We start from the raw sequence: 11,168 nt of genomic DNA, 5'->3' as shown, positions 1-11,168 counted from the left end.
ATTAGAGCTGCATTCTCTCGCGCAAGACCTCCATGCACGGGAACAGGACCTTCACGCTCTCGAACAAGAGCTCCAGACGCAAGAAGACCAACTCACGTCCAAAGCGGTAGAGCTGCATTCCCAGACGCAAGACCTCAACGCACGTGAGCAGGAACTTCTCCATTTTGAGCAAGAGCTCCAAGTACAAGGGCAAGAACTGCAAACGCAAGCAGATAACCAGCAAACAAAAGAACAAGAACTAACACTCCTCGAACAAGAGCTTAAATCCCGGGGGCAAGACCTTCTCACCCAGACGCAATACCTTCAAGCGCGAGAGCAGGACCTTTTCACCCTTGAGCAAGAGCTGCAAGCGCGCGGACAAGAACTTCACACTCAAAATCATAACCTCCAGACAAAAGAACAAGAGCTGCTTACTTTCGAACAAGGGCTTCAGGCCCGAGATCAAGAACTTCTCGCACATTCGCGAGACCTCCAAGCTCGGGAAGAAGAACTAAATGGTTTTGAAAAAGATTTGCAGGCGCAAAGAAAAGAGCTACAAGCTCATGCGCAGGCGTTGCAGGTTCAAGAACAAGAGCTCAAGACCCATGAACAGGAGCTTCGCGATTGGGAGCAAGCCAACCTCTCCCAGGAGCAAGCACTTCTGGCTCAGACCCAGGAACTCCAGGTCCAAGAACAAGGACTTCAATCCCGAGAGCAAGCGCTGCAGCTTCGCGGGCAGGAGCTTCTCTCTCAGGAGCAGGAGATCCACTCCCACGAGCAAGAGTTACTCACGCTGAAGCAAGAGCTGAACGCGCGAGATCAAGAGCTACAGAACCAAGAGCAGGAGCTACAGGCTCAAGGACATACCCTACACAATCGTGAACAGGAGTTGTTCACTCGGGAGCAAGAGCTAAACACACTGGAACAGTCCCTCCTCTCTAAGGAACAAGAAATCCAAGTCCAAAGGCAAGAGTTGCAAACACGGGAGCAAGAGCTACAAGTGCAAAATGAAGATAGATACACCCGAGAGCAAGAACTCGAAGCGCAAAAACAGGATTTACGCACGAAAGAGCAAGAGCTGGAAGCCACCCGCCACGAGATGCTGCAAAAAGCAATAGATCTTGAACAAAGTTGGACAACAAAACACGAAGAAACTTCTCAACAATTAACGGAAGCTCTGCTTGAGCTGGAAGCAGCCCGGTTAACGAAAAATCAACTCGTCGCTGACTATAAAAAGCTGGCCGAATCGCATTCCCTGCATGAGCAGGAATTGCAGCAAAGCATCCAAAACCGCGATGAAGAAATCCAACAAACACAAAACACCATAAGGAGTCTCCAGTCGGAATTAAAAGAAACACAACAGCAATTAACAGAAGCCCAGGATCGTATCAAATCTTTTCAACAACAAGCCAAAGAAACCGACGAAAAGCTCGCGAACGTCTCTCTTCAAAAAAATAAATGGAACGAAGTGCTGGAGAAAACAACCCAAAAATACGACTCTCTGTTAACGGAAAAAGAAAAAGCCATTGAGCAGTTTACATCCCAGGAGCAAGTGTTGAAAAAGACGATAACCGGACTCAAAAACATGGTGAAAGAACTCCAGAACAACGAAGAAAAATACAAGCAAATCATCAAAGAATTCACGCAAAAGGAATCTCGATCCAATAAAGCCTTCAGTCAACTCCAGCAAAATGTCCAATTCCAACCAAACACTCAATTCCAGCCAAACACCCAATTCCAACAAAGCACGCAATTCATGCCAAGCTCCGATCCCTCCACTCAACAATTATCTTCCACACCAGTAAAAATGCAGATGCCCTATCCCAAAAATGCCAACGAATTCAACCCGTTTCGTTGAAAAAGTGAAAATGTGCGAGCGCCGTTACCATGTGAATCTATCCTGAATACAACATAATACAGTCCAGAAAGGGAGGAAAAACCATGACACCTGAACAAATGCGTGCACTGTATCACCAACGTCAACAACATCAAGTCAATCCAGCCCAGCGCCCATCGAGAATGCCGCCATCGCCATTGCCAAAATCCGGTCCGGTTCATAAAGTCCAACCATCCGTCCAGACTAGAACGAGTGGAGGATGCTGCGGCAGGCGTTGGCAAGGCTAATCTTTTAGAGGCCCCCTTTTCCATGACCCGTGCAGTCTGGGATGAAATCATCCGAGATTCCCTTGAGAAGAAGCCAAATGAAACGTGCGGATTGCTTTCCGGTAGAAATGGGAGTGCACAGACGGTTTGGCGTATGGAAAATACATTGAAAAGCCCGGTCGCCTTCGCCATGGACCCCAAGCAGATTCAACACGTTTTCCATAAGATGGCGTTGCGCGGGGAGCATTTGGTCGGGATCTATCACTCCCACCCTACTGCACCTCCCATTCCGTCACCTGAAGATATTGCTTACTGTCATTACCCGGAGGCCGCGTATCTCATCGTTTCGCTCGCTTCTCCACAACCAGTTCTTGGCTGTTTTCGAATTGAGGGGTCTTTTGCTCGGGTGTATCCTTATACAGTCCGTAACTAGTGGTCAAATTCACGCAAAACAAAAGAACAGTGGGAATTTACTCCCGCTGTTCTTTCTGTTTTAAAAGATCGCCATGTTCCATTGAACTGGGCAGCAACCATTCCCTTTTCTCCCAACTGACAAAATCATCTTCCCACTTTACCTGGAAGCGGTCCTCCTCAATATGAATGACCACTCCCTTTGCGCCATCCTTTACATAAACGACCAGATCGCCTATTTGTATCACCACTCATCGCCGCCCATTACCCGAGTCTGAAGATGATTCCGTGTCCACCCTTCGGATACACCCATTTGATATTTTCGTACGGGCAACCAATGCGGCAGCTCCCACACTCGTGACATCCTTCGTAACCGACGTGCATCCGCACTTCTTCCCATTTGTATACTTCCGCAGGACAGAAGATGGTACAGAGCTTATCAGGGCATTGCGTCGCACAAACATCTGCGGAGAGCACATGCAGATGTGACTCCGTATCCGCTTTGAAGCGCACAAGGTACTGTTTCTCCTCGATTGACTGGCCCTTCGGTAAATCCTGCATCACTTCATCACCCTCCACGCATTCATCAAATCACGCGCCATTTTCCATTTGTCCTTCGCAGAGCCGAGCTCGCTCCAAATTTTCTTCTGCTTACTCCATTTTGAGCTGCCATCAACCGTGAACATTTGACTCGCTGCTTTGTTCATCATCGGAATATACTGTTCGAAATACTGCGGGAATTTTTCAAAGTGATGCGTTGCGTCCTTGTACTTTTTCAAATCTTGACCGACAAAGCTGTTCAATAGATTGATTCGGTATCCGTCGAGCATTTTTTCGGAATAGTCCCCTGCCTCTTTTGCCGCCAGAATCGTTTCCGCTGCCATGACACCAGATGCCATTGCCATATTCGATCCCTCTCGATGGATCGCATTGACGAGCTGGGCAGCATCTCCGACGACAAGAACACCATTGCCGACAATTTTGGGAATGGAACGATATCCGCCCTCGGGAATTAGGTGCGCCAAGTACTCCTGCTGCTCACAGCCTTGAATATACGGTCGAATCATCGGGTGATTCTTTACATAGTCCAACAACTCATAAGGCTTGATCTTGTTTTTTATCAGACCCGATAGCATCGTTCCTACCCCAATGTTCAAGCTGTCCTTATTCGTATACAACCACGCCGTCCCCAAAATCCCTTTGGTCGAATCCCCGAAAATTTCAATCGTACAACCGTGATCGCCCTCTAAGTTAAAGCGATCCTCGATTATTTTACGATCCAGCTTCAGTACTTCCATGACAGCGAGTGCTACCTCATCTGGGCGAAACTCTTTGTGGAAACCTAACGATTTCGCCAGCAAGGAGTTGACGCCGTCTGCCAGAACAACAACATCTGCGTATAGATCCCCATCCGGTCGATCTGTTTTGACACCGACTACCTTGCCATTTTCAACGATGCACTGCAAAGCGACGGTCTCATTGAGTAAAAGTGCCCCCTGCTGCACGGCTTTATCTGCAAACCATTGATCAAATTTCGCCCGCAGCACCGTGAAATTGTTATAGGGTTCCTGGGCCCACTCCATGCCTTTATAACTGAAATTGATGGCTGATTCCTTATCGAGCATCATGAACCGCTGCTCGACGATCGGCCGTTCAACAGGCGCCTCCTTGTAAAATTCGGGAATGATGTCTTCCATCGTTTTGCGATACAAAACACCTCCCATGACGTTTTTGGAACCCGGATATTCCCCGCGCTCCATCAACAGAACATTTACACCCGCTTTGGCAAGCGTATAAGCACAAGCTGTTCCGGCCGGCCCTGCTCCGACAATGATTACATCAAATTTCTCAGCCATACGTTACCTCCTTGTCCGGCTCCTTTTGGAATGCTTCAATGAGCAATGGCACAATTTCAAAAGCATCACCGACAATACCGTAGTGACAAGACTGGAAGATGAGGGCATTCGGATCTTTATTGATGGCAATGATCATTCCCGAGTTGCGCATGCCGACCAAATGCTGGATTGCTCCCGATATGCCGATGGCAAAGTAAATTTTTGGCGTGACAGTTACTCCCGTCTGTCCGACCTGATGATCATGACCGATCCAGCCTGCTTCCACCGCATCTCTGCTGGCCCCGACGGTTGCCCCGATTCGTTCTGCGAAGCGATGAATAAGCGCAAAGCCTTCCTTGCTTCCGAGTCCCTTGCCACCAGCGACGATCACATCAGCCTCATCCAGCCGCACCTTTTCCTTCGTCTCCCGGACGATTTTGAGTACTTTTGTGCGAATATCTTCTTCACGCAGCTCCATGCTTTCATCAATGATTTCTCCTGTACGTGACTCGTCTGGCTCAAGCGCTTTCATGACTTTCGGGCGAACGGTCGCCATTTGCGGTCGATGTTTTTTGCACAAAATCGTCGCCATGATGTTACCGCCAAACGCAGGACGGCTTGCCTCCAATAAGCCTGTCTCCGCGTTTACATCGAGCATGGTTGTGTCAGCGGTCAGCCCTGTCTCCAAGTCCGTCGCGACAGCGCTCGCCAAATCTTTTCCAGTTGAAGTCGCCCCGTACAAGATGATTTCCGGCTTGTGCTTTTGAACACATTCGATGACTGCTCGCATGTAGGACTCTGTTCGGTAATCATGAAAAATTTTGTGATCGTAGACATACACTTGGTCCGCTCCGTATGGAAACGCCGTGTGGGCCAACTCCTTGATTCCATCTCCGATTAACAAGCCAGCAAGCGGCACGTCTCGCTTGTCAGCCATTTGCCTACCCGCCCCCAGCAGCTCGAGTGATACAGGGGCGATACGGCCGTCACTCACCTCTAAAAACACCCAGATGCCACGAAAATCATCCAGATTCATATCTGCTCCTCCTTCACCCGAAACAATCGCTGTTTATCGTGCAAAATTTCCATCAAGCGCGCGATTTGCTCGCTGGCGCTTCCTTCGAGCATTTCGCCACCCTTTGGCTTCTCTGGGGGCCAAACTTTTGCAACAATGGTAGGAGAGCCCTTCAGACCTAACTGCGTCCGATCGATATCCCCCAAGTCATCGACGGACCAGATAACAGGCTGATATCTAGCAGCTCGAAGCATGTTGGGTAGCGGAGAATAAGGTACCTCGTTAATCTCCTTCTCCACGGAAAACAAACAAGGCAAGGTCGACTGAATGACTTCATACCCATCCTCCAGCTTTCGATGCACGATGGCGTAACCTTGTTCTTTGTTTATCTCCACTACTTTTTTCACACACGTAAGCGGTGGAATATCCAACCTTCTGGCGACACCCGGTCCGACTTGTCCCGTATCACCGTCGATGGTCATCTTCCCGCAAATGACGAGGTCGACTGGCTGGCTTTCTGCAATCTTCTCAATAGCTTTGGTAATGGCATAGCTGGTTGCCAATGTGTCTGCTCCGGCAAATGCACGATCCGTTACCAGATAGCCTGCGTCTGCTCCGATCTCGATACATTTCCGAATGGCCTTCACCGCTGGCGGCGGTCCCATGGTAACGACGGAGACCACACCCCCATATCGATTTTTCAAACGAACGGCTTCCTCCACCGCATGTGCATCATACGGGTTGAGAATGGCTGGCGCACTGGCGCGATCCATCGTATTCGTCTTCGGATTCATCTTGATGATTTTGGTGTCCGGCACCTGCTTAATGCAAGCAACAATATGCAGCATGATTGATCCCCCCTTGCTGCCGGGCGCGATACCTATGCCTGTACAAAAGGTTGCCTTTCTTACGCGCAATCAGATCAGGCAGCTTGTCGTTCATTGTTATAGCCTATTTCGATGCAACCGAGCTTAGACCAGTAATCATAGAAACGAAAAAGACGCCAAACATCAGCTTCGCGCTGTGTGGCGTCTTTTGGCTTATTCATTAATCTTTATCAATGGAGAACTCAATCGTAGCATCCGTGAACTTCTTGGAAACTCTTTTCAGTTTGATTTCCAAACCGATTTGCGGCAGGATTTTACCGACTTCCGGCACTTCCGGCATCGAGTAATCATCACTGTCTTCAAACTCAGTGACGCCATCCAACGGCTCGTATTCCATCGTTCCCAAAATGTAATCCAGATCCATTCCAGATGTATCGTTCGGGCTAAACGCAGCATCATTCACTTGGTAACGGGAATCTGCGATTGCCTTTTTGTTACCTTCATCATTGTTCCAGTAACGTACTTCCTGATGGGCATCTACTACACCGAGCATGCCGTAGCCTGGGTGCAGGCTTGTATTGTTGTCACGGGATCTTTCGTAACGACCATCAAAGTACCAGATGACCATACCTGGATCATACGTGAAGAAGGAGTCGTTGCGACGGAAATGCTTCAATCCAGCGTCAATTCCTTCGTGAGAGCGCAGCTCAACCAGGTAGTACGCATCGTACATTTTTCCTTTTCCATCGAAGTGAGTGAAGCCATCCAATTTGAACTTCTTCTCACCCTCTGCATCATCTGCGAAGATGACTTGTCCATCTGCCTCTACTTCGAAGTTATCCAAATAGAAGCCATCCATCACGAATGCGACATCCGTCACATAGTTAAACTCAACTTGTACCTTTTTACCGACGAACTCGTTCAGGCTGATTTCTTCTTTGTCCCAGCCTTTGGTTACGTCATCGTATTTTTGAACTTCTTTTTTCTCGCCTGTATCCGTATCGATTACATTGACGTACACGTAGTCATAGCCTTCCTCAATGCTTCTCCACGAATCGAATTTCATCGCTGCGGAGCTGGCCCCTGTTAAATCGATCACATCAGACGTCATTTTTGTATTCAGCTTGTTGCCTTCATCCGAGAAGTACGCGTATCCGCCATCCTTTGGCTCAACCGGAGGTTTCTTTTCGACCTTAGGCATGTTCAGCTTGATGACCTTGCCGTCCTTCTCAAGGCTGCTCGCATCAATGAGTCGAAGGCTTCTCTTGCGCTTCTCTACATCCTTGTAGTCCAGCACGTACGGTTTAATCCAGTTTCCGCCGAACATTTGCTGCAGGACCATTTTTGACCAAGGATCAAGGCCAGTAGGTTCTGTTTGGAAAACCTTACCTGTGTGGCTACCAGACGACATGAGGGACCAAGCACCTACTGGCGAATCTTTTCCGCCTCTTGTCGTGTCATACAAGTCTGGCAAACCGAGATTGTGTCCGTATTCGTGAGTGAATACACCTGGTGCGCCATCTTCAGGCTGGATCATGTAATCAAACGCTTTGAGGCTTGTGCCTGGAATATCCACTGGTTTTTTCAAGGTCCAACGGTGAGACCAGATCGCATCTGGGTCTTCCCCTGTCTCTTCTCCAATCCCTGCATGAACGAGCATGAGGTTGTCCAGATTGCCATCCGGCTCCATCAGGTCTCCATCACCATCGATATCATACGGATCACGCTGATCGTACAATTCCTCTTTCCCGGCAATGGATTCCCCAACTGCCTCAAGCGTCTCGATTACCAAATCGCGCGGATTGGAATCGTCACCGGCTTTCGAGTTTTCTCCATAATATTTGTAGCTATTCTCTGCCATTTGCCATGGCGTTACCACACCATCAACCGTCCATGTTTTTCCCGATTGCAGATAGAAGTATTTCGCCATCGTTGTCATGCTGATTCCTTCAGGAGTTTCGTACCCCTTCTGATCAAACAGCATCTCTTTATAATGCTTTTCGTTAAAGTCTTTCGTCCAAAGCGAGTCACTCACTTTTGGTAACTCGTTATGCTCCCGGTCTGGGAACTCGACAAGAGCGACAACGATGTTATCGGTATGTAGTCGTTTGGAAGAGCGCAATTCATCGCCTTCCTCCATCTCTGCCACTTTCTGGGCTGCCTTCGCCAATGCTGCCTGCTGCCCTCTGCTCGCTTCCCTACCATAAGAGCTCGATTCGTCAACGCCGTGCGGTACTTTTTTGTCTTCCAAGTACTCGAGCAACGCCTCGTCAATCTCTTCCTGATCGGCATCTTCATCAATGATTCCTTGCTCCATTAACCCTTTAATCAGTCGCTCCAGGTTAACAGTGGACAAGTCTACATGCAGATCATGCTTGTCCTCTTTTGATTTGGCCAAACCCGTTGCAGGTGCAGCCACGAAAGTACTGAGCACGAGTGAGGAGGAAAATAAAACGGATAAGAGCTTCTTGCCTTTCTTCACTACGGTTCACCCTCTTTTTCTATCTATTTGTGATGCATCGGAAAAATTAAACCCCCAATTCCGACTATTCATAATTATTGCGTGATACGTAATTTTTGCCAAATTCTTTCCTTCGACAAAAAATACTTCCCGTTCAAAAGAAATTTCTCACTAAGGCTATCGAACTAGTAACAGCAAGTGCCGAAATTTCGGCTAATCATTTATTCACAGGGTATCAGATCGATATATTACCATCGTGTCTACCTCCTAAAGGCCTATAGAAATTTGTTGAATTTTGTCGATAAAAGTCGATATTTTTCTATCAGATATTTCTTTCGCCCCCCTCTCTTTCTTGCAAAATAACTCGATTATCGGTACGATCGAATAAAAATGCTCGTGTTTTCCTTGGAGGATTTTGATGCTGCAAACATTTGGTTTTTCTCTGTATGAGAGTAAAGTTTATGAAGCGTTGGCGTCTAGCGGCGAGCCTCTCGATGCAGCAATGGTCGTGAAGCATTCGGGGGTGCCAAAGGCAAAGATTTATGAGGTGTTGAATCGTCTGGTAGAAAAGGGGATGGTCCTTGACACCATATCTGAAAAGAAAAAGCGGTATACAGCCCTTCCTTTGGACAGCCTGGTAGAAAAGCTGACCCGCCAATTTCAAATGGACGTCAAAAAATTGACCAGCTCCCTTTCTCATAAAACCGTACGCGATGACCGGGTCTGGAGCCTGAAGGTTGACGAATCGATCCGCGCGGAATGTAAACAATTGATCCAACGAGCAACACGGTCTATTCGCATCTCTGCCTGGTCGGATGATTTTTTGGAGTATGTACCCCTATTGGAGATGAAAGAAAAAGAAGGAGTGGAGATCGAAGCCTTGGTCATCGGGCAGATTAACACCAAGCTTTCCTGTGTTCATTCCTTTATCCCTGTGCAAGAGCATCAAGGCTTGGAACGCTATCAGCTAATCGTAGTGGACCAGGATGAAATGATTTTTGCAGGTGAGGAGGACACGGGCTGGCATGCGATCAAGACACGCGGTCAACCGTTCGTCAAATTTTTTGCCGATTCTTTTTACCATGATGTCGCGCTGACAAAAATCACCCAAAAATATGTGGATCAACTGTTTGACGATGAAGAAATCCGCAAGATGATCATCCGCCTCCGATACTGACAATACGTGGACTTTGGCTATTGGCCAGAGTCTTTTTTATTTGTATGGAGAATTTTCTAGTTGCACACGATAAAAAAGGTTACTATTATGGTAGTAACCTTTTCACTTGAGAGGAGCTATTGTTTTGAATCCACGTGTCTTCATCTTAGCGATTGCTACCTTTGTTGTAGGTACGGTGGAATTGATTATCGGTGGTACGCTTGATCTGATTGCTCGTGATCTTCAGGTATCGATTAGCGCCGCCGGACAATTGATCACCATATTCTCGCTTGCATTTGCCATTGCCGCTCCTCTGCTCCTGCATGTTACGAGGCGTGTCGAGCGCAAAAAGCTATACTTGTATGCATTAGCGGCCTTTTTCCTGAGTAATGTGCTCGCGGCACTTAGTCCGAGCTACGCTGTATTAATGACAGCACGCATCTTGAGCGCAGCAAGTAGTTCTATCCTGATTGTGCTGTCGATTACCATTGCGACGAGTCTTGTAGAACCTGCATATCGCGGCCGTGCCATTGGCGTTATTTTCATGGGGATTAGCGGTTCGCTCGTACTCGGCGTCCCTGTTGGCTTGGCGCTGGGGAATGCCTTCGGATGGCGTGCCCCGTTTTGGTTAATTGCGGCTCTTAGTATCGTTGCGATGATTTTTATCCTCTTGTTTTTGCCAAAAGTTCAAACTGCACCGCCAATTCCGTTACGTGATCAAATGTCTACCCTCCGTAGCGGAAAGCTATTCAGCGCATTGTTTATCGTCTTGTTAATGCTGACAGGTCACTTGACGCTGTATGCATACTTTACCCCTTATCTGCAAACGACGATGAATGTAGACGCAACGACACTGAGCTGGATTTATCTCGTGTTCGGGATTGCTGCCGTTGCAGGCGGTGGTATTGGCGGTTGGATCGCAGACAAATGGGGAGCAACCAAAAGCATTTTGTTCATCATTCCCGTGTTTGGCTTGATCATGTGCGTCTTGCCGTTTTTTACAGGCTCGCTTTATTTGTTCTTGCCGATCATGGTAATCTGGAGTGCGCTTAGCTGGGCCATTTCGCCAGCACAGCAAAACTATTTGATCTCCTGCTCACCTGCTACCGCAGACATTCAATTAAGCTTGAATACTTCTGCCCAGCATTTAGGTATCGCCCTTGGCTCTCTGGCTGGCGGTCTCGTCGTCGAGCGGTCTTCCGTCATCTACACGCCTTGGGTTGGAGCTGTGTTTGTCCTGCTTTCATTCGGATTTGCCTTCTACTCGATCTCACGTCCATTTCAAGCACAGGAAAGCCAAGTGGTGCAACCTACGCCAGAACACCATGCATAGAGACTCACAAAAGCAAAAAGCCGTCAAATCGTTGACGGCTTTTTCTTA

At 48.0% G+C, this 11,168-nt stretch carries 11 protein-coding genes; 5 read left to right on the top strand and 6 right to left on the bottom strand.

Annotation, left to right across the window (positions count from 1 at the left end):
- The 3 genes from HP568_RS14635 to HP568_RS14630 all read left to right on the top strand — a co-directional run.
- A partial coding sequence (locus HP568_RS14635) for a coiled-coil domain-containing protein (protein ID WP_483862129.1) occupies window positions 1-1,837 on the top strand: 1,837 nt, incomplete at its 5' end.
- An 83-nt stretch (window positions 1,838-1,920) separates the two neighbouring features.
- Window positions 1,921-2,103 (top strand): hypothetical protein, encoded by a 183-nt coding sequence (locus HP568_RS29535; protein WP_217366592.1) that lies wholly within the window; start codon window positions 1,921-1,923, stop codon window positions 2,101-2,103.
- 22 nt (window positions 2,104-2,125) lie between these two features.
- Entirely contained in the window at window positions 2,126-2,515 is a 390-nt protein-coding gene (locus tag HP568_RS14630; protein WP_048032020.1) for a M67 family metallopeptidase, read from the top strand.
- Between the two features lie 37 nt (window positions 2,516-2,552).
- Here HP568_RS14630 and HP568_RS14625 read toward each other — a convergent pair whose 3' ends face one another.
- The 6 genes from HP568_RS14625 to HP568_RS14600 all read right to left on the bottom strand — a co-directional run bounded on the left by HP568_RS14625 (window position 2,553) and on the right by HP568_RS14600 (window position 8,652).
- On the bottom strand, window positions 2,553-2,744 hold the full coding sequence (locus HP568_RS14625; RefSeq protein ID WP_217366596.1) for a hypothetical protein: 192 nt from the start codon (window positions 2,742-2,744) through the stop codon (window positions 2,553-2,555).
- 13 nt (window positions 2,745-2,757) lie between these two features.
- Window positions 2,758-3,054, bottom strand: a complete 297-nt coding sequence (locus HP568_RS14620) for a ferredoxin family protein (RefSeq protein ID WP_007726971.1) — start codon at window positions 3,052-3,054, stop codon at window positions 2,758-2,760.
- Window positions 3,054-4,349 (bottom strand): FAD-dependent oxidoreductase, encoded by a 1,296-nt coding sequence (locus HP568_RS14615; RefSeq protein WP_048032019.1) that lies wholly within the window; start codon window positions 4,347-4,349, stop codon window positions 3,054-3,056. Before HP568_RS14615 ends, HP568_RS14620 begins: the two co-directional genes overlap by 1 nt.
- Entirely contained in the window at window positions 4,342-5,364 is a 1,023-nt protein-coding gene (locus HP568_RS14610) for an electron transfer flavoprotein subunit alpha/FixB family protein (RefSeq protein ID WP_056497710.1), read from the bottom strand. Before HP568_RS14610 ends, HP568_RS14615 begins: the two co-directional genes overlap by 8 nt.
- Complete coding sequence (locus tag HP568_RS14605; RefSeq protein WP_048032017.1) at window positions 5,361-6,191, bottom strand: electron transfer flavoprotein subunit beta/FixA family protein; 831 nt, start codon at window positions 6,189-6,191, stop codon at window positions 5,361-5,363. Before HP568_RS14605 ends, HP568_RS14610 begins: the two co-directional genes overlap by 4 nt.
- A 199-nt stretch (window positions 6,192-6,390) precedes the next feature.
- Window positions 6,391-8,652 carry an immune inhibitor A domain-containing protein gene (locus tag HP568_RS14600; RefSeq protein WP_173629456.1) on the bottom strand — a complete coding sequence of 754 codons (2,262 nt, stop codon included), beginning with the start codon at window positions 8,650-8,652 and terminating at the stop codon, window positions 6,391-6,393.
- Between the two features lie 397 nt (window positions 8,653-9,049).
- Between HP568_RS14600 and HP568_RS14595 the strand changes: the two genes are divergently transcribed.
- Window positions 9,050-9,808 carry a TrmB family transcriptional regulator gene (locus HP568_RS14595; protein WP_173629455.1) on the top strand — a complete coding sequence of 253 codons (759 nt, stop codon included), beginning with the start codon at window positions 9,050-9,052 and terminating at the stop codon, window positions 9,806-9,808.
- A gap of 124 nt (window positions 9,809-9,932) precedes the next feature.
- Window positions 9,933-11,120: an MFS transporter gene (locus HP568_RS14590; protein ID WP_173629454.1), complete on the top strand. Its 1,188-nt coding sequence runs from the start codon at window positions 9,933-9,935 to the stop codon at window positions 11,118-11,120.
- The last annotated feature ends 48 nt before the right edge of the window (window positions 11,121-11,168 follow it).

It is taken from the genome of Brevibacillus sp. MS2.2, from assembly GCF_013284345.1.
Taxonomy (GTDB): domain Bacteria; phylum Bacillota; class Bacilli; order Brevibacillales; family Brevibacillaceae; genus Brevibacillus; species Brevibacillus brevis_C.
Note: the sequence above shows the minus strand (reverse complement) of the source record. Positions and strands in the feature narration are given on the sequence as shown.

What these genes read in the sequence shown, in the direction of transcription:
- HP568_RS29535 (WP_217366592.1), top strand. Translation starts at nt 1,921, where the DNA reads ATGACACCTGAACAAATGCGTGCACTGTATCACCAACGTCAACAACAT.
- HP568_RS14630 (WP_048032020.1), top strand. Translation starts at nt 2,126, where the DNA reads ATGACCCGTGCAGTCTGGGATGAAATCATCCGAGATTCCCTTGAGAAG.
- HP568_RS14620 (WP_007726971.1), bottom strand. Translation starts at nt 3,054, where the DNA reads ATGCAGGATTTACCGAAGGGCCAGTCAATCGAGGAGAAACAGTACCTT.
- HP568_RS14615 (WP_048032019.1), bottom strand. Translation starts at nt 4,349, where the DNA reads ATGGCTGAGAAATTTGATGTAATCATTGTCGGAGCAGGGCCGGCCGGA.
- HP568_RS14610 (WP_056497710.1), bottom strand. Translation starts at nt 5,364, where the DNA reads ATGAATCTGGATGATTTTCGTGGCATCTGGGTGTTTTTAGAGGTGAGT.
- HP568_RS14605 (WP_048032017.1), bottom strand. Translation starts at nt 6,191, where the DNA reads ATGCTGCATATTGTTGCTTGCATTAAGCAGGTGCCGGACACCAAAATC.
- HP568_RS14595 (WP_173629455.1), top strand. Translation starts at nt 9,050, where the DNA reads ATGCTGCAAACATTTGGTTTTTCTCTGTATGAGAGTAAAGTTTATGAA.